Here is an 18,755-nt window from a genome sequence, read left to right on the forward strand (position 1 = left end):
GAGGCGAATGACGTAACAGATTATGAGCAAGGTTATCGGAACGGATACAGAACGACTGATACTGGGTCTCGGGAAGACAGGCTTTAGTATGGCGTCCTGGCTGGCTCGCCAGGGCCGGTCGTTCCGGGTGCTGGATACGCGGGACGACCCGCCGTATCTGGCTGCCGTGCGTGAGCTTTGCCCGCAGAGTCATATCCATACGGGCGGCTGGCGGCAGGACTGGCTGGATGCCGCTGATGAACTCTATGTCAGCCCCGGCCTGGCGCTGAGCCAGGAACCGATCCGGCAGGCGCTGGCCAAGGGCGCCATGCTGGTCAGTGATATCGACCTGTACCGGCAGCACAGCCAGGCATCAGTGATTGCCGTGACCGGCTCCAACGGCAAGAGCACCGTAGTGCGCCTGCTGGAGCATATCGCGCAGACCCTTGGCCTGCAGGCGCTGGCCGGCGGCAATATCGGCCGCCCGGTGCTGGACCTGCTGGAGGAACCGCATGAACTGGCGGTGCTGGAACTGTCCAGCTTCCAGCTGGAAATGACGCATGCACTGAACGCCGATGTGGCCATGGTGCTGAATATCAGCCCTGACCATATGGATCGCTACCCCGACATGACAGCCTACCGGGCCGCCAAACATCGCATTTTCACCGGCTGTCAGGCCATCGTGGTGCATGCCGAAGATCCGCTGACGGCACCGCTGGTGTCCGAACAGATGCCGCGTCAGGCCTATTCGCTGAAACAGGCGGATATCGGCCTGCTGAGCCTGCAGACCGAGCCTGGCGGCGTGCGCCTCTATCGAGGCCTGGAGCCGGTATATCTGTGGTCCGGGCTGGCCCTGAAAGGGCGCCACAATCAGCTCAACATCCTGGCCGCACTGTCCGCCGGCATGCTGCAGGGCTGGTCACTGACAGCCATGGCCGAGGCCGTGGGCAGCTACCGTGGCCTGCCGCATCGCTGTGAATGGGTGGCGGACCAGGCCGGGGTGACCTTTATCAATGATTCCAAGGGTACCAATGTGGGTGCCACGCTGGCAGCGTTGGACGGCCTGGCGCCGGAATGCGCCGGGCGCATGCATCTGCTGGCGGGCGGTGACGGCAAGGCGGCAGATTTCCGGGCGCTGGGAGAAACCTGTCAGCGGCTGGGTGTGTCGGTCTACAGCTACGGTCGTGACGGCGAACAGATCGCCCAGGCCTGTCGTCAGGCCGGGTCGGAGTGGGTCTGGACTGAAGATACTCTGCTCGCTGCCCTGGCTCAGGCCCGGATCCGGAGTGCACCAGGGGACTGGGTCATACTGTCACCGGCCTGTGCCAGCTTTGATCAGTTTGCAGACTTCGAGGCCCGGGGCGAAGCCTTCCGTCAGGCCGTGCTGGATCGGGCGACAGGCATGGGGGGCGCACTATGAGCACGCACATGACCTGGCGCAACTGGTTCGACAATGAGCAGAGTGTCTGGCAGCGGGTTGATCCGATTCTGCTGATGCTGATGGCCGGTCTGGCCCTGTTCGGCTGGATGATGATCGCCTCGGCGTCGATGGATTTCTCGGCTCAGGTCCATGGTGACAGCTTTGCGCTGATGATCCGTCATGGCGTTTACCTGGGGCTTGGCGTGCTGGTCTATGGACTGATGGTTTCCATGCCGCTGGCATTCTGGTACCGCATCAGCGGGCTGCTGCTGCTGCTCGGTTTTGCGTTGCTGGTGGCCGTTCTGATCCCCGGTATCGGGTATGAAGTGAATGGTTCCTGGCGCTGGATCAATCTGGGCATTATCACCCTGCAACCCAGCGAGGCCATGAAACTGGCCATGGTCATCTATGTCGCCGGCTATCTGGTGCGGCGGCAGGAAGAAGTGCGCACGCGCTGGACCGGTTTTCTCAAGCCCCTGCTGGTGGTGGCGCTGGTCACCAGCCTGCTGCTGGCACAGCCCGATTTCGGGTCCGTGGTCATACTGATGGCGACCATCATGGGCATGATGTTTCTGGGCGGTGTGCGGCCGGGACAGTTCTTTGTCACCATAGCGGTGGCGATCCTGTCTGCCGGTCTGATGGCGGTCACCCAGACTTACCGGGTGCAGCGCCTGATGTCGTTCATGGACCCCTGGTCGGAAGCCAATGTATTCGGTTCGGGCTACCAGCTCACCCAGGCACTGATCGCCTTCGGGCGCGGCGAATGGCTGGGCGTGGGGCTCGGCAACAGCCTGCAGAAATTGTTCTACCTGCCGGAAGCGCATACTGATTTCATTACCGCCATTGTGGCCGAGGAATTCGGGCTGGTTGGCACACTGCTGCTGCTGCTGGCGCTGTCGGCGCTGGTAGGGCGCATGCTGTGGATCGGCTGGCAGGCCAATGAGCGTGAACACCCGTTTTCGGCTTACCTGTGTTATGGCGTGGTGATCATCTTTGCCTTGCAGATATTCATCAATCTGGGGGTCAACACCGGCCTGCTGCCGACCAAGGGGCTGACGCTGCCGTTCATCAGTTACGGCGGTTCCAGCCTGCTGGTCTGTTTTGCCATGGTGGGCCTGGTCAGCCGGGTATCGGCCGAACTCAATGGCGATCAGGCACCCGACCCGCTGATCAGGGAGGATGAAGCATGACCGCTGCCCGTCCATCCGTACTGATCATGGCCGGCGGCACCGGGGGCCATGTGTTCCCGGCGCTGGCGGTGGCGCAAGAACTGCAGGCTCGCGGCTGTCGTGTCGACTGGCTGGGCACGCCGCGCGGCATCGAAAACAGGGTGGTACCTGCCGCCGACCTGCCGCTGCACCATATTTCCGTGACCGGTGTCCGGGGGCTCGGTCCCCTGACCAAGTTGATGGCGCCGTTCCGGCTGACTCTGGCCCTGCTGCAGGCACTGCGCATTCTGCGGCGGCTGCAGCCGGATGTGGTGCTCGGCATGGGCGGTTTCGCTTCCGGTCCCGGCGGTCTGGCCGCCTGGTTGCTGCGCTGCCCGGTGGTCATTCATGAACAGAATGCGGTCGCGGGCACCACCAACCGCTGGCTGGCCCGCATTGCCCGGCGCTGCCTCTGTGCTTTTCCCGGAGCCCTGCCGGCGCAGTACCGACCGGAAGTCGTGGGCAATCCGTTGCGTGCCGAGGTCTGTGCGCTGCCGGGCCCGGATGCACGCCAGACCGGACGGCACAGTCCCCTGCGCCTGCTGGTGCTGGGGGGCAGCCAGGGGGCGCTGGCCCTGAATCAATTGCTGCCACCGGCTTTGGCGCGCCTGCCGGCGGGGCGACGGCCGGAAGTGTGGCATCAGTGCGGGCGCGCACACGAGACACTGACCCGACAGGTATACAGTCGGAACGGAATCGAGGCGACAGTGACGCCCTTTATCGAGGACATGGCCGAGGCTATGGGCTGGGCTGATCTGGTGGTGGCGCGCGCCGGCGCCCTGACGGTGTCAGAGCTGGCGGCAGTCGGTGTCGGCAGTCTGCTGGTGCCGTTCCCGTTTGCCATTGACGACCACCAGACCCGCAACGCGGAACGCCTGGTGCGCGTGCACGCAGCGCGCATGCTGCCGCAGGCCGAACTGACCGAAGAAACACTGGCCGCAGCGCTGCAGGATACATTGCATGCCGAGCGGCTGCAGGAGTGGGCACAGGCCGCCCATGGCGCCGGGCAGCGAGATGCCACCGAACGTGTGGTGGCGGCTCTGGAAACCTTTATGGAGCGCAGCAAATGACTTTTCGTGACACCAACATCACGGTACATGATGTACCGGAAATGCGGCGTATCCGGCGCATCCATTTCGTCGGCATCGGCGGTGTCGGCATGTGCGGCATTGCCGAGGTTCTGGTCAATCAGGGCTATGAGGTATCCGGCTCCGATATCAGGCACAGCCCGGTCACCCGTCGGCTGATGAAGATGGGCGTCGAGGTCAGTATCGGCCATGATGCCGAGCATGTCAGCAAGGCCAATGTCGTGGTGACTTCAACCGCCATCAAGGAAGGCAACCCGGAAGTGGCGGCGGCGCACCAGCACCGCATCCCCGTGGTACCGAGAGCCGAGATGCTGGCCGAACTGATGCGCTATCGCCATGGCATCGCCGTCGCCGGCACCCATGGCAAGACCACCACCACCAGTCTCGCTGCCTCCGTGCTGGCCGAAGGCGGGCTGGATCCGACCTTTGTCATCGGTGGCAAGCTGACCAGTGCCGGCACCAATGCTCGCCTCGGTACATCGCGCTATCTGGTGGCAGAGGCGGATGAAAGTGATGCCTCCTTCCTGCATCTGCAGCCCATGGTGGCCGTGATCACCAATATCGATGCCGACCACATGGACACCTATGAGGGCGATTTCGACAAGGTGAAGGATGCCTTTGTGCAGTTCCTGCACAACCTGCCGTTCTACGGCCTGGCCATTCTCTGCATCGACGATGAACATGTGCGGTCGATTCTGCCGCGCATCAGTCGGCCTACCGTGACCTATGGTTTCTCCGAGGATGCCGACTACCGCATTTCCAGTGTCGAGGCGCAGGCCTACAGCACGCGCTTCCGGGTCGATCGCCCCGGGGGCCGACCGCCACTTGATCTGACCGTCCGCATGCCCGGCCAGCACAACGTATTGAATGCTACCGCTGCCGTGGTCATGGCAACGGATGAGGGCGTGGAAGACGCCGCCATAGTGCGGGCTCTGGAACGCTTCGAAGGGGTGGGCCGGCGCTTTCAGGTGCGCGGTGAGTTCACCACGCCGAAGGGCGAAATCATGCTGGTGGATGACTATGGTCATCATCCGCGAGAACTCCAGGTCACCATTGATGCAGCCCGCAAGGGCTGGCCGGACCGGCGCCTGGTGCTGCTGTTCCAGCCCCATCGCTATACCCGCACGCGCGATCTCTACGAGGATTTCGTGCGCGTGCTGTCCAGAGTGGACGCCTTGGTGCTGCTGGATGTCTATGCGGCTGGCGAGGAGCCCATTCCCGGTGCGGATGGTCGCTCGCTGGCCCGCAGTATCCGCCAGCGCGGGCAGGTGGAGCCGGTCTTCGTGGCGGACCGCAATGAGGTCATGACGGTGCTGCCCAACCTGCTGGCCGGCGGTGACCTGCTGATCGCCCAGGGCGCCGGGGATATCGGTGCTCTGGCCATCGAACTGGCAGAGAAAGAACTGGGGTTCAAGGCATGACGGCACAGCATACAGATCGGCACAGCCGGATCCGTGCTCTGGGACGCATCGCCGTGCTGTATGGCGGGCACTCTGCCGAGCGCGCCGTATCCCTGCAGTCTGGTGGCGCGGTGCTGACCGCGCTGCAGGACCTGGGGGCGGATGTCGTGGGTATCGATACCGCCGAAGACTACCTGGCCCAATTGCAGGCGGCGCAGCCGCAGCGGGTGTTCATTGCCCTGCATGGTCGCGGTGGTGAGGACGGCCAGATTCAGGCCGTGCTGGATGCCTTCGGTTACGCCTATACCGGCAGCGGCGTGGCGGCCTCTGCCATTGCCATGAACAAGCTGCTGACCAAGCGTGTCTGGGCCGGCAGCGGCCTGCCCACTGCGGACAGCCGGGTACTGAGCGCCGATACCGACTGGTCGGAGGCGTTGCAGGCGCTGGGCGGCAAGGCGGTGCTGAAACCGGTACTGGAAGGGTCCAGCCTGGGTATCAGCATCGTCGACAACGCTGCTGCCATGGCCAGCGGTTATGCCGCGGCCAGCCAGTACGACAGCGAGGTGATTGCCGAGCGCTTTATCGATGGCCCCGAGTATACGGTGGGCATTGTCGGTGACCAGGCGCTGCCGGTTATCCGCATGGAGGCCGAGAGCGGGTTCTACGACTACGCCGCCAAATATGAACGGGACGACACGCGCTACTTTCTGCCGTCCGGTCTGAATGAAGAAGATGAAGCGGCGCTGCAGGCCTTGTCGCTGACCGCCTTTCGTACTCTGGGCTGCCGGGGCTGGGGTCGGATCGACACCATGCGTGACAGCGCCGGCCGTTTCTGGTTGCTGGAAGCCAATACCATTCCCGGCCTGACCAGCCATAGCCTGGTGCCCAAGGCGGCGCGGGCCGTGGGACTGGAGTTCGGGGACCTGATCGTGCGCCTGCTGGAACAGGTGGAGGTGCAGGCATGACCCGACGCGGCGCCACGCCAAGACGCAGTTGGCCCAGCATCCGCCTGCCGAGGCTAGCGCTGCCTCGGGTGCACTTTCGGGTGTCCTTCTGGCAGCCGGTGGTCGTGGTCTTCAGCCTGGGGGTGTTTGCTGCCGGGCTGGCCATGGGTGGACGCTGGCTGACGCCGGAGACGGTGCAGTGGGAGATTGAGGGCAATCTGCTGTTTCAGGACGAGCAGGCCATTCTGGACCATCTGCACCGCGTTGAAGACAGCTACTGGGGACTGTCGCTGACGGCCCTGGAGCAGGAGCTGCGGGCCTTCCCCTGGCTGGACCGGGTGGTGCTGGAGCGCCAGTGGCCGGACCGGGTGCGGGTACAGGTGGTCGAGCAGACCCCGCTGGCGTTCTGGAACGATGACGCTTTTATCAATAGCCGGGGTGAGGTCTTTGGCCCCAGCGAGCTCAGTTTTGAATTGCCGCGCCTGGCCGGACCGGAGGGGCGTGCCGAGGATGTGATGGCCAACTATCTGCGCTTCAGTCAGATGTTCAGCAGCATGGGCTATCGAATTGAAGCCCTGACCCTGGCTGACCGGGGCGCCTGGGAGCTGGAGCTGGACAATGGCATCAAAGTGCGGCTCGGGCAGCGCCAAATTCTGCAGCGAGCGCGCCGCGTGGCGCGTGTGCTGGCAGTTACCAATGACAGCCAGCAGGCGGACAACATCGCCGTGCTGGATGCACGTTACCAGTACGGGGTAGCCGTTGCGTGGAAATCAGGAGAGACAGCATGAGTTCGGTGCACAAGGGAGAGCTGATAGTCAGTCTGGATATCGGAACCTCCAAAGTTGTGGCCATTGTGGGCATGGTGACCGCCGAGGGCGGACTGGAGGTCGTGGGTCTGGGTTCGCATCCGGCACATGGCATGAAAAAGGGCGTGGTGGTCAATATCGAGTCCACCGTGCAAAGCATTCAACGCGCCATTGAAGAGGCCGAACTGATGTCGGGCTGTGACATCCACTCCGTACATGTGGGTATCGCCGGCAGTCATATTCGCAGTCTGAACAGCCACGGCATTGTCGCCATTCGGGACAAGGAGGTGCTGGAGGCCGACGTGGAGCGGGTGATCGACGCTGCCCAGGCGGTTGCCATCCCGGCCGACCAGAAGATTCTGCATATCCTGCCGCAGGAGTACCTGGTCGACAACCAGGAAGGCATCAAGGAGCCCTTCGGCATGTCGGGCGTGCGTCTGGAAGCCAAGGTGCATCTGGTGACGGCTGCCGAGACGGCAGTACAGAACATTGAGAAATGCGTGCGTCGCTGTGGGCTGGAAGTGGAGCAGATCATTCTGGAACAGCTGGCTTCCAGCTATGCCGTGCTGACCGATGACGAGAAGGAACTGGGTGTCTGCATGGTCGATATCGGCGGCGGCACCACCGACATGGCGATATTCACCGAGGGTGCGATCAAGCACACGGCGGTGATTCCCATTGCCGGTGACCAGGTGACCAACGACATCGCCATGGCCTTTGCCACGCCCACCCAGCATGCCGAAGAGATCAAGGTCAAGTACGCCTGTGCGCTGGCCCAGCTGGCCGGCGCGCATGAATCGATCAAGGTGCCCAGCGTGGGCGACCGACCGCCGCGGGAACTGTCACGGCAGGCGCTGGCAGAGGTGGTGGAACCGCGGTACGAAGAGCTGTTTTCACTGATTCAGGCCGAACTGCGCCGCAGCGGCTACGAGGAACTGATCCCGGCAGGCATTGTCCTGACGGGGGGTACGGCCCGTATGGAGGGGGCCGTGGAGTTGGCTGAGGAAGTGTTCCACATGCCGGTTCGTCTGGCCTATCCCGCTGGGGTAACCGGCCTGTCGGATGTGGTGAAAAGCCCGATCTACGCCACCGGTGTGGGTCTGTTGCTGCACGGACTGCAGCAGCTCGAGACTCAGGGAAGCAGTCCCAGCAGGAAGAAGCGTGCACCCAAACCGGCAGGACCCGGTGCCTGGGCACGATTCAGGGATATGATCAAACGCAATTTCTGATGGACACGAGGACAACAACAGGAGCAGGAAAATGACTGAATTTGATAAAACCATGACTTCAGGTGACATGTTCACGCTGATCGAGTCGGCCCCCAATCAGGCCGTCATCAAGGTGGTCGGTGTCGGCGGCGGTGGCTGCAACGCCATCCAGCACATGCTGGCCACCAATCAGGTACCCGGGGTGCAGTTTATCTGCGCCAACACGGATGCGCAGGCCCTGGATTCGGTGGAAGGCGCCACCGTGCTGCAACTGGGCGGAGCCATCACCCGGGGCCTGGGTGCCGGTGCCAACCCCGAGGTAGGGCGGCAATCGGCGCTGGAAGACCGGGAAAAACTGGTCGAAGCACTGACCGGTGCCGACATGGTCTTCGTGACCGCCGGCATGGGCGGTGGCACGGGCACCGGAGCGGCGCCGATTGTGGCCGAGGTGTCCAAGGAACTGGGTATTCTGACTGTCGGTGTGGTGACCAAGCCATTCCGTTTCGAAGGCAAGCGTCGGCTGAAAGTGGCCGAAGCCGGTGTGGAGGCCCTGCGCCAGTATGTGGACTCGCTGATCTCCATTCCCAACGAGAAACTGCTGACGGCGATGGATGATGACATCAGCTTGCTGGATGCGTTCGCGGAAGCCGACAATGTGCTGCTCAACGCTGTGCAGGGCGTGTCCGATCTGATCGTCCGCCAGGGCAAGATCAACGTCGACTTTGCCGATGTCAGAACCGTGATGTCCGAAATGGGCATGGCCATGATGGGTGCCGGTGTCGCCAAGGGCGAAGGACGGGCTGTCAAGGCTGCGGAAGAAGCCATCCGGTCGCCGCTGCTGGAAGATGTGAATCTGCAGGGCGCCCGTGGTGTACTGGTCAATATTACCGCCGGGGTCAATCTGGGGTTGCGGGAATATCAGGCTGTGGGCGATATTATTGAAGAATTCGCCGCCGAGGACGCTACCATTGTTATCGGTACTGCCATTGATCCGGAACTGACGGACGAAATTCGGGTCACTGTGGTGGCGACCGGTATCGGTGAACGTGAAGATCGACCGACGGTTGCGGTGGACAATACGCGCAAGCCGGTGGAAACCAATTATCAGAAGCTGGACCGTCCCACCGTCATGCGGCGTCGGGATACAGAGCAACGCAGTCAAAGTTCTGGCGGCAGATCTGACAATATGGACGACCTTCTTGACGTTCCGGCCTTTCTGAGGCGTCAGGCTGATTAACAATTGTTAATTGGGGAAGTCCGGGCCGATCTGGTATTATCGGCAGACTTTGAATACACCGCTTAAGCAGGATTGCACAAATCACATGGTGAAACAGCGTACACTCAGGAACGTCATCAAGGCGACAGGCGTTGGACTGCACTCGGGCGAAAAGGTCTTTCTGACACTTCGTCCTGCTCCACTGGATACAGGGATCGTATTCCGTCGGACAGACTTGGACCCCGTAGTCGACATTCACGCCTTTGCAAAGAACGTCGGTGAGACGACGCTGTCAACCACCCTGATGGAAGGTGATGTCCGTGTGGACACCGTGGAGCACCTGCTGTCTGCCTTTGCCGGGCTGGGTATCGACAACGCCTATGTCGAGGTCAGTGCGGCCGAAGTGCCGATCATGGATGGCAGTGCAGGGCCCTTTGTATTCCTGTTGCAATCTGCAGGTATCGCGGAGCAGGAAGCGCCCAAGAAGTACATTCGCATTCTGCGCCCGGTTGAAGTCCGCGATGGTGATCGTGTAGCCCGCTTTGAGCCCTATGACGGCTTCAAGATCAGCTTCAGAATCGATTTCGATCACCCGGCCTTCGATGTCAGCAAGCAATACGCCAGTTTGGAGTTTTCCTCCTCGACCTTTGTCAAGGAGATCAGTCGTGCGCGTACCTTCGGGTTCATGCGCGACTTCGAGTACCTGCGTGCGAACAATCTCGCACTGGGTGCCAATTTCAACAATGCCATTGCCATGGACGAGTACCGTATCCTCAACGAGGACGGTCTGCGTTATGATGATGAATTTGTGAAGCATAAAATATTGGATGCCGTTGGCGATCTCTACCTGTTGGGTCACAGCCTGATCGGTCATTTTGTAGCCGAGAAGTCCGGGCACGGTCTCAACAATCTCCTGCTTCGGGAATTGATCTGTCATCCGGAAACCTGGGAGTACATGACCTTTGATACCCCGGAAGCCGCACCCATTTCATATCGTCCGGTTGTGGCCTGAACGCACACAGTAGTCGTTAAGCAGCAGTCAACGTAGCGTCCGTATCAACGGAGAGAGTTCGAGCGCATGCAGATTATTCTGGTCACACAGAGACACGGTCGTTCGCTGCACCTGCCGACCTGGCTTGGGCGGTCAATGCCCTACCTGATCCTGGTGTCGGCGGTAGGTCTGTTTTATCTGGGCTTCCTGGCCGGTACGCCGGAAGCCGGGCGTGCCCTCAGTGACCGTGCCCTGGTGCAATGGGAGCAGGAAATCCACTCGCAGCGACAGCTGTTGGACCAGATTACTCGCCAGTCCGAAGAGGAGCTGGCCGCCTTGGCCGTGCGTCTGGCCGAGCTGCAGGCGCGCTCGACACGGCTGGACGCGCTGGGCGAGCGGCTGATCGACGTGGCCGGTCTGGAAGACAGCGAATTCGATTTCTCCATGCCGCCCGGCGTGGGTGGCCCTGAAGTTCCGGTTTCCAGTGACGATGATCAGCGCTTCCAGCGGCCGCCCACCTTTGCCGAAGAACTGGAGCGACTGGAAGCGCACCTCGACAGTCGGCGTCAGCAGTTGACCGTGCTGGAGTCCTTGCTCAACAACCGCAGTATGGATGATCAGACCTTTGTCGCCGGTCGTCCGGTTGGCAGCGGCGCCTGGATGAGCTCCCGCTATGGTTATCGTACCGATCCGTTCACCGGCGCCAATGCCTGGCATGGCGGACTCGATTTCGCTGGCCCAGAGGGGCTGGATATCGTCTCCGTGGCTTCGGGCGTGGTGGTGTATTCCGGCGAGCGCGGTGGCTATGGCAACATGGTCGAGATCAACCATGGCGGTGGTTATTCGACCCGCTATGCGCACAACAGGGAAAACTACGTACAGGTCGGCGAGATCGTGGAGAAAGGCCAGGTGATTGCCGCTCTGGGCAATACCGGTCGTTCGACTGCACCGCATGTGCATTTTGAAGTCCACAACAATGGCCGTACCCGCGACCCCATCGACTATATTTCCCGCACGCGCAACTGAGCGCGCAAAGACTTCCCTTCCTGTGATGTGGTGCCGAAACCATCGGCGCCACTGTGGCCAATAGTGTCATAAATGACTGATTAATCTGATATAGTAGCGCGCAGTCAAATTCATCAACAGAAGTGTCTCATGTTTACCCAACTCGCAAAGCTTATTGTCGGGAGCAAGAACGAACGAGAAGTAAAGCGCCTGCGCAAGACTGTCCATAAAATCAATGCGTTGGAAGAGGGCCTGCAGGCGCTCAGCGATGCTGATCTGCAGGCCAGGACTCCCGAGCTCAAGAAGCGCCTGGCAGAAGGCGCAACACTGGAAGACCTGTTGCCGGAAGCCTTTGCCGTCTGCCGTGAGGCGAGTCGTCGCGTCATGGGCATGCGGCACTTTGATGTACAGCTCATCGGTGGCATGGTGCTGCACCAGGGCAAGGTAGCCGAGATGAAAACCGGGGAAGGCAAAACCCTGGTGGCGACCTTGCCGGTGTATCTGAATGCACTGGATGGCGAGGGAGTGCATCTGGTCACGGTCAATGACTATCTGGCCGCCCGTGATGCCGACTGGATGCGCCCGCTGTATGAATTTCTGGGTCTGACTGTGGGGGTGGTGCGCAGCCAGCAGCCGCCGGAAGAAAAGCGTGCTGCCTATCAAGCCGACGTGACCTACGGCACCAACAATGAAATGGGTTTTGACTACCTGCGCGACAACATGGCCTTCCGACCGGAAGATCGCTATCAGCGCGGACATGTCTTTGCCATCGTCGATGAGGTGGATTCCATCCTGATCGACGAGGCGCGAACACCACTGGTCATCTCTGGCCCGGCGGAAGACAGCTCCGAACTCTATACTACGCTCAACAAACTGGTGCCACGTCTGGAGCAACAGGTACTGGATGAAAACGGTGAAATCGAGAAGCCCGGTGATTTCACCGTGGACGAGAAGGACCGTCTGGTCGAGCTCACCGAGCAGGGTCATGAGCATCTGGAACAGTTGCTGATCGAACAGGAACTGCTGGGTGAGGGCGAGTCTCTGTACGCCCCCAATAATCTGGGTCTGCTGCACCATGCCACGGCGGCGCTGCGCGCGCACAACCTGTTTCACCGCGATGTGCATTATCTGGTACAGGACGATCAGGTCCTGATCGTGGATGAGCATACCGGCCGTACCATGCCCGGTCGACGCTGGAGCGAAGGCCTGCATCAGGCCGTTGAAGCCAAGGAAGGGCTGCAGGTGCAGCGCGAAAACCAGACCCTGGCCTCCACCACCTTCCAGAACTATTTTCGTCTCTACGACAAGCTGGCCGGCATGACCGGTACGGCGGATACCGAAGCCTTCGAACTGCGGCAGATCTATGGTCTGGATGTGGTGGTCATTCCGACCAACAAGCCGATCGCCCGGGTCGACAACAATGACCTGGTCTATCTGACCGAAGAAGAGAAATACGAAGCGGTTATCGCCGACATCAAGACCACGGTGGAGCAGCAGCGGCCCGTGCTGGTGGGCACGGCGTCGGTCGAGGCCTCGGAGCGTATCTCGGAAGCCTTGAACACGGCCGGTCTGAAGCACAATGTGCTGAACGCCAAGAACCACGCCAACGAAGCCCAGATCATTGCCGAAGCCGGGCGCCCGGGCGCCATTACCATTGCCACCAACATGGCCGGTCGCGGTACGGATATTGTGCTGGGTGGCAACTGGGAGGCTGAAGCCAGGCAACTGGACAACCCCAGTGAGGAGCAGGTGGCGGCCATCAAGGCCGACTGGGACAAACGCAACTCGGCGGTTATCGAAGCCGGCGGGCTGCACATCATCGGTACCGAGCGTCATGAATCCCGTCGTATAGACAACCAGCTGCGTGGTCGTGCCGGCCGTCAGGGTGACCCGGGTTCATCGCGTTTCTACCTGTCGCTGGAAGATCCCTTCATGCGCATCTTCATGTCTGATCGCATGAAGTCCATGATGCAGAATCTGGGCATGGACAAGGGCGAAGCACTGGAAGCCCGCATGGTGTCCAATGCCATCGAGAAGGCCCAGCGCAAGGTGGAGAACCGCAACTTCGATATCCGCAAGCAGTTGCTGGAATATGACAACGTGGCCAATGACCAGCGTATGGTCGTGTATGCCCAGCGCAACGAGTTCATGGTGTCCGAAGATCTCACCGAGATGCTGGAAGCCATCCGTGCCGACGTGGTGCATGACGTCATTGATGATTTCATTCCGCCGGGCAGCCTGCACGAGCAATGGGATGTCAGCGGCCTGCAGGAACAGATCAAGGCGTCGTTTGCGGTTGATCTGTCGCTGCAGCAATGGATAGACGCTGACGACCATCTGGGCGAACAGGGCCTGCGCGACCGTATTCTCGAAGCCATTGCAGAGCGTTATCGGGAGAAGTCGGAAGTGGCCGGCCCGGAAGCCATGCGTCGCTTTGAAAAGCAGGTCATGCTGCAGGTTCTGGACCAGCACTGGAAAGAGCATCTGCATCAGATGGACCAACTGCGCCAGGGCATCCATCTGCGCGGTTATGCGCAGAAGAACCCCAAGCAGGAATACAAGAAGGAAGCCTTTGCCCTGTTCCAGGAAATGCTGGAATCAGTGAAGCGTGAAACCATTCGCGTATTGTCGCATGTGCAGGTACGCAGCCGCGAAGAAGTGGAAGAGATGGAGCGCAAGCGGGCCGAGCAGGAGAAGGCAATGCGGGAACTGCAGCGGCGTCAGTCCGAGCTGCGTGAGCAGTTGCAGGCGCAGGGCCAGACTACCCCGGCCACCGCCAGTGCGGTGCCAAAGGTGGGTCGCAACGAACCCTGTCCCTGCGGTTCCGGCAAGAAATACAAACACTGTCATGGCAGGTTGAGCTGATGGCTGTTGGCAAGGGCATTGTGACTGATCTGCGTCCGGTGGCCGGCGTGTCGCTGGCGGTGGGTGCTGCCGGCATCAAGAAACCGGATCACAACGACCTTGCACTGATACACCTGGCCCCGGGCAGTCGTGTGGCCGGCGTCTTTACCCGCAACCGCTTCTGTGCTGCTCCGGTGCATGTGGCTCGGGCACATCTGCAGGCCCAGGTCGAGTCGGCTCGGGCCCTGCTGATCAACACCGGCAATGCCAATGCCGGCACCGGTGAGCAGGGTCATGCCGATGCGCTGGCCTGCTGTGCTACCCTGGCGCAGGCGCTGGGCGTGGCGCCCGAGGCAGTGCTGCCGTTTTCAACCGGCGTGATTGGCGAGTACCTGCCCATGGATCGCATCGAGCCTGTGCTGCCGCAGTTGGCTGCCGCTGCAGGTGAAGCCGACTGGTACCAGATCGGCGAAGCCATACTGACCACGGATACCCGGCCCAAAGGTCATTCGGTGGTGGTGCATATCGGCGATCAGGCCGTCACCATTACCGGGGTCAGCAAGGGCTCCGGCATGATCTGCCCCAATATGGCCACCATGCTGGGCTTTGTCTGTACCGACGCCGAGCTGGAGCAGGCCGATCTGGAAGCCCTGCTGCAGGACACCAACGAACAGAGCTTCAACCGTATTACTGTGGATGGTGACACCTCCACCAATGACGCCTGCATCATGGCGGCCACCGGGGCTTCCGGAGTGGCTCTGCACCCGGGCTCGGAAGACTGGAACTGTTTCCACAACGCGGTGCAGGAAGTCATGCGCGAACTGGCGCTGCAGATTGTGCGCGATGGCGAAGGCGCCAACAAGATGGTCGCCATCAGTGTCCATGGCGCGGCCAGCGTCGATGATGCCCTGACCGTCGCCTATACCGTGGCCCACTCGCCACTGGTCAAGACAGCGCTCAGTGCCAGCGATGCCAACTGGGGGCGTATTCTGGCCGCAGTGGGGCGGGCGCCGGTGGCGTCCCTTGATCTGGACCGGGTGCGCATCGATCTTGATGATATCCCGCTGGTCAAGGAAGGTGGTCGACACCCCGACTATACTGAAGAGCAGGGTGCTGCCCTGTTTGCCGAATCGCAGTTCACCATCCATATTGATCTGGGGCAGGGAGAGGTCACGGAAACCGTCTGGACGACCGATCTCAGCCATGGCTATGTCAGTATCAACGCGGACTATCGAACATGACAGCAACTGCAAGCGAACTGACTCCGACCGTGGTGCGGGTAGCCGTGGGCGTACTGGTGAATGACCAGCGCCAGGTGCTGATCGCCCGCCGGGCCGCCCATCAGCATCAGGGTGGCCGTTGGGAGTTTCCCGGGGGCAAGATCGAAGGCAGGGAAAACCTGGCCGAAGCGCTGACACGGGAATTTGCCGAAGAAGTGGGTCTGGTGCTGGATATCCCGGCTGACCTGGCGCCCTGGCAGGTGATCGAGCACGACTATGGCGACAAGCGGGTATGCCTGGAAGTCGCCCAGATCGGAGCCTACTCCGGCCAGCCGGAAGGTCGTGAAGGGCAGGAAGTTCGCTGGATGCCGGTGCAGGCGCTGAATCCGGAGGAATTCCCGGCCGCCAATATCAGCATTATCGAGGCCCTGCAGGCGGACTGCGCCTGAGCCAGTTGCCCTGCTACGCCTGATCTAGCTGTCCCGGTAACGCCCCATCTCTTCCGACATCAGTTCATCCTCTGCCGGTTCACCCGGTATCCGGTGGCCTTCGGTCACCCAGTCGCCCAGATCTATCAGATGGCAGCGCTTGCTGCAGAACGGACGAAAACGGGACGCTGTGGTCCAGGGCACGGTCTTGCCGCAGGTCGGGCAGGGTACGCTGAGGCTGGTGGCTTCGGTGGTGCGGTCAGACATGGTGTTGAGTTCGCTTTAACAGGGTCTGGTGCAGTTCATCAATGGCCTCTGGCAGGTCTGCTTCGGCGCCTGTATTGTCCACGATCAGGTCAGCGGCCTGCAACCGTTGTTCGCGCGTCCATTGCTTGGCCATGATGCTGCGCACCAGCGCCTCCGAGTTGCCGTCCCGTTCCACGGTGCGCTCGATCTGCTGTGTTTCGGTGGCATCCACCACTATGACCAGGTCGCACATGCGGCTTTGGCCGGTCTCCAGCAGCAGGGGTGAGTCCAGCAACTGATAGGCCGCCTTGCCCTGATTGGACATGAGCCTCTCGCGGATGAGTTCCCGAATGGCCGGGTGGGTAATGCCCTCCAGCCAAGCCCGCTTTTCATCATCAGGCAGCACATGGTGACGCAGCCAGGCGCGGTCCAGCGTGCCATCGTCCTGCCGGGCGGCGGGAAAACGACGCACAATGGCCTGATAGGCCGGCCGGCCCGGCTCGACAATGATCCGGGCCAACTGGTCGGCATCGGTAACAGGTATGCCGTAATGGATGTGCAGGTAGCGGCTGACAACCGATTTACCGGAGCCGATACCCCCTGTCAGGCCTGCAATCATGGTGTGTCTGCTCTCGTCATGCCGTGACTGTAGCGGGTTATTACAGCAATGCCCAGTGCAACCAGAGGTTGACCAGAGCCTCTCCCCAAAAGTAGTACACCACGGCGGCTGCGCAAAGGTAGGGCCCGAAAGCGATCGGCAACTGCCGATCACGGCCGGCCAGCAGCACCATCAGCAGACCCGCCGCCGCCCCCACCAGAGACGCCAGCAGAATGATGGGGGCCAGCGCTATCCAGCCGAACCAGGCCCCGAAGGCGGCAAACAGCTTGAAATCACCATACCCCATGCCTTCCTTGCCGGTCAGCAGGCGGAAACCGTGATAGACCGACCACAGTGACAGGTACCCCGCCATGGCGCCGATCACGGCATCCTGCAGGGGTATCGGTGTCAGGCCCAGCAGGCTGGCCAGCAGGCCGGCCCAGAGCAGGGGCAGGGTGATCTGGTCCGGCAGCAGTTGCGTGTCCAGATCAACAAAGGTGAGGGCGATCAGAGTCCAGACAAAGCCCAGCCACACCAGCGTCTCCGCGCCCGGTGGCAGTGTCAGGGCAACAGCCAGACTGAGCCCGCCGGTCAGGGCCTCGATCAGCGGATAACGCGCGCTGATGGCCGTGCCGCACTGGCTGCAGCGGCCGCGCAGGAACAACCAGCTCAGGCAGGGAATGTTCTCGTACCAGCGGATGACATGACCACAGGCCGGGCAACGAGAGCGCGGCACGGCCAGGTTGAACGGCTCGGCAGCCTCTGCCTCGGGTGTCTCAGCGGCAGTCAGAATGGCACGGGCATCGGTCTGCCACTGACGCTCCAGCATGACCGGCAGGCGCAGAATGACCACATTCAGAAAGCTGCCGACCAGCAGCCCCAACAGCAATACACTCCCCAGGTAAAGACTCGGAAAGGCGTTGAGTACTAACTGCAGGTCTGACATCAGATGACGGACCCCATCATGAAGATGGGCAGGTACATGGCAATCAGCAGGCCACCCACCACGATGGCCAGGAAGGCCATGATAAAGGGTTCGATCATGGCGGTCAGGTTGTCCACCTGATGGTCCACCTCTTCCTCGTAAATGGTGGCGGCCCGACCCAGCATGTCATCCAGCGAACCGGCCTGTTCGCCAATGGTCACCATCTGCACCAGCATAGGTGGAAAGAGGTCCTGGTTGTTCATCGACTGGTTCAGCTCGGTACCGGACTCCACATCGGTACGCACGCGGTTGATGGCTTCGGAAAACACGATATTGCCCGAGGCGCCGGCGGCAGAATGCAGGGCCTCCACCAGTGGCACCCCGGCTGCGAAGGTGGTCGACAGGGTGCGGGCATAGCGTGCTATGGCCGCGGTGCGGGCCAGCTTGCCGACAATGGGCAAGCGGACCATGAGCCGCTGTACGGACTCCCGGAAGCGTCGGGACCGGCGCATGGCCTGGAAAAACAGGGTCAGAGTGCCGACGGTACCGCCCAGCAGATAGAGAATGTTGGCAGCCAGCCAGTCGGACATATTGACCACCATCTGGGTCAGTACCGGCAAGTCGGCCCCGAAACCCTGAAACATGTCGGCGAACACCGGCACCACGCGCCAGAGCAGCACAATGGTCACGGCAATGGCAAATACCAGCACGATAATGGGGTAGGTAAGCGCCTTGCGGATTTTCTTTTTCAGCGCCTCGCCCTTTTCCTTGTACAGCGCGATGCGTGACAGCATGGTCTCCAGAGACCCGGACTGCTCGCCCGATTCCACCAGGTTGCAGTACAGGTCATCAAAATAATAGCTGTTGGCGCGCAGGGCATCAGCCAGGGTGCCGCCGGCGGCGACCCGTTCCTTGATATCCAGCACCAGCTCCCGCATGCGGGGCTTTTCCAGGCCGTTGGCCACGATTTCGAAGGATTTGATCAGCGGCACGCCGGCGCGCATCATGGTCGCCATCTGGCGGGTAAAGCCGGCAATGTCTTCCGATTTGATGCGGTTGTTGCCCAGGCTCAGCGGCTGCCGTTTCTTGGCAATCTTGCGTACCTTGACGCCCTGCTTGCGCAATTCCGCCTTGGCCAGCGCCACATTCTGCTGGTTGACGATGCCCTTGATCGGCTTGCCCTTGCTGTCAGCGCCTTGGTATTCGAAGGCAATGGTTTTGGTAGCCAT

The 18,755-nt window shown here is 61.4% G+C and carries 17 protein-coding genes; 13 read left to right on the plus strand and 4 right to left on the minus strand.

The annotated features are described in order from the left end of the window. The first annotated feature begins 22 nt into the window (after positions 1 to 22). From murD to mutT, 13 genes are all read left to right on the plus strand, one after another. A complete protein-coding gene (gene murD, locus E4656_RS11350; protein WP_135483397.1) occupies positions 23 to 1,399 on the plus strand; it encodes a UDP-N-acetylmuramoyl-L-alanine--D-glutamate ligase in 1,377 nt (458 codons plus the stop codon). After that, positions 1,396 to 2,589 carry a putative lipid II flippase FtsW gene (gene ftsW / locus E4656_RS11355; RefSeq protein WP_205849188.1) on the plus strand — a complete coding sequence of 398 codons (1,194 nt, stop codon included), beginning with the start codon at positions 1,396 to 1,398 and terminating at the stop codon, positions 2,587 to 2,589. The genes murD and ftsW overlap by 4 nt, the downstream gene beginning before the upstream one ends. Then, positions 2,586 to 3,677: an undecaprenyldiphospho-muramoylpentapeptide beta-N-acetylglucosaminyltransferase gene (murG, locus tag E4656_RS11360; RefSeq protein ID WP_135483398.1), complete on the plus strand. Its 1,092-nt coding sequence runs from the start codon at positions 2,586 to 2,588 to the stop codon at positions 3,675 to 3,677. Before ftsW ends, murG begins: the two co-directional genes overlap by 4 nt. Further along, positions 3,674 to 5,116: a UDP-N-acetylmuramate--L-alanine ligase gene (gene murC / locus E4656_RS11365; RefSeq protein ID WP_135483399.1), complete on the plus strand. Its 1,443-nt coding sequence runs from the start codon at positions 3,674 to 3,676 to the stop codon at positions 5,114 to 5,116. Before murG ends, murC begins: the two co-directional genes overlap by 4 nt. Further along, positions 5,113 to 6,060 (plus strand): D-alanine--D-alanine ligase, encoded by a 948-nt coding sequence (locus E4656_RS11370; protein WP_135483400.1) that lies wholly within the window; start codon positions 5,113 to 5,115, stop codon positions 6,058 to 6,060. The genes murC and E4656_RS11370 overlap by 4 nt, the downstream gene beginning before the upstream one ends. Next, positions 6,057 to 6,827, plus strand: a complete 771-nt coding sequence (locus tag E4656_RS11375; RefSeq protein ID WP_135483401.1) for a cell division protein FtsQ/DivIB — start codon at positions 6,057 to 6,059, stop codon at positions 6,825 to 6,827. Before E4656_RS11370 ends, E4656_RS11375 begins: the two co-directional genes overlap by 4 nt. Further along, complete coding sequence (gene ftsA / locus E4656_RS11380; protein ID WP_135483402.1) at positions 6,824 to 8,074, plus strand: cell division protein FtsA; 1,251 nt, start codon at positions 6,824 to 6,826, stop codon at positions 8,072 to 8,074. Before E4656_RS11375 ends, ftsA begins: the two co-directional genes overlap by 4 nt. A 67-nt stretch (positions 8,075 to 8,141) precedes the next feature. After that, on the plus strand, positions 8,142 to 9,290 hold the full coding sequence (gene ftsZ, locus E4656_RS11385) for a cell division protein FtsZ (protein WP_135483636.1): 1,149 nt from the start codon (positions 8,142 to 8,144) through the stop codon (positions 9,288 to 9,290). A gap of 85 nt (positions 9,291 to 9,375) precedes the next feature. Further along, positions 9,376 to 10,281 (plus strand): UDP-3-O-acyl-N-acetylglucosamine deacetylase, encoded by a 906-nt coding sequence (gene lpxC / locus E4656_RS11390; RefSeq protein ID WP_135483403.1) that lies wholly within the window; start codon positions 9,376 to 9,378, stop codon positions 10,279 to 10,281. 66 nt (positions 10,282 to 10,347) lie between these two features. After that, positions 10,348 to 11,286, plus strand: a complete 939-nt coding sequence (locus tag E4656_RS11395) for a M23 family metallopeptidase (protein ID WP_135483404.1) — start codon at positions 10,348 to 10,350, stop codon at positions 11,284 to 11,286. Positions 11,287 to 11,415: 129 nt separating this feature from the next. Further along, entirely contained in the window at positions 11,416 to 14,130 is a 2,715-nt protein-coding gene (secA, locus tag E4656_RS11400; protein WP_135483405.1) for a preprotein translocase subunit SecA, read from the plus strand. Further along, positions 14,130 to 15,350: a bifunctional glutamate N-acetyltransferase/amino-acid acetyltransferase ArgJ gene (argJ, locus tag E4656_RS11405; protein WP_135483406.1), complete on the plus strand. Its 1,221-nt coding sequence runs from the start codon at positions 14,130 to 14,132 to the stop codon at positions 15,348 to 15,350. Before secA ends, argJ begins: the two co-directional genes overlap by 1 nt. Continuing rightward, complete coding sequence (gene mutT / locus E4656_RS11410) at positions 15,347 to 15,778, plus strand: 8-oxo-dGTP diphosphatase MutT (RefSeq protein WP_135483407.1); 432 nt, start codon at positions 15,347 to 15,349, stop codon at positions 15,776 to 15,778. The genes argJ and mutT overlap by 4 nt, the downstream gene beginning before the upstream one ends. 24 nt (positions 15,779 to 15,802) lie before the next feature. Here mutT and yacG read toward each other — a convergent pair whose 3' ends face one another. From yacG to E4656_RS11430, 4 genes are read right to left on the minus strand one after another with little or no spacing between them, the layout of a single operon-like run. Continuing rightward, entirely contained in the window at positions 15,803 to 16,024 is a 222-nt protein-coding gene (yacG, locus tag E4656_RS11415) for a DNA gyrase inhibitor YacG (protein WP_135483408.1), read from the minus strand. Beyond that, on the minus strand, positions 16,017 to 16,622 hold the full coding sequence (coaE, locus tag E4656_RS11420) for a dephospho-CoA kinase (protein WP_135483409.1): 606 nt from the start codon (positions 16,620 to 16,622) through the stop codon (positions 16,017 to 16,019). Before coaE ends, yacG begins: the two co-directional genes overlap by 8 nt. A 40-nt stretch (positions 16,623 to 16,662) precedes the next feature. Next, complete coding sequence (locus tag E4656_RS11425; protein WP_135483410.1) at positions 16,663 to 17,547, minus strand: prepilin peptidase; 885 nt, start codon at positions 17,545 to 17,547, stop codon at positions 16,663 to 16,665. Continuing rightward, the gene (locus E4656_RS11430; RefSeq protein ID WP_135483411.1) at positions 17,547 to 18,755 is read right to left on the minus strand and encodes a type II secretion system F family protein; all 1,209 of its coding nucleotides are present in this window, start codon (positions 18,753 to 18,755) and stop codon (positions 17,547 to 17,549) included. Before E4656_RS11430 ends, E4656_RS11425 begins: the two co-directional genes overlap by 1 nt.

It is taken from the genome of Natronospirillum operosum (genome assembly GCF_004768465.1).
Lineage (GTDB): Bacteria > Pseudomonadota > Gammaproteobacteria > Pseudomonadales > Natronospirillaceae > Natronospirillum > Natronospirillum operosum.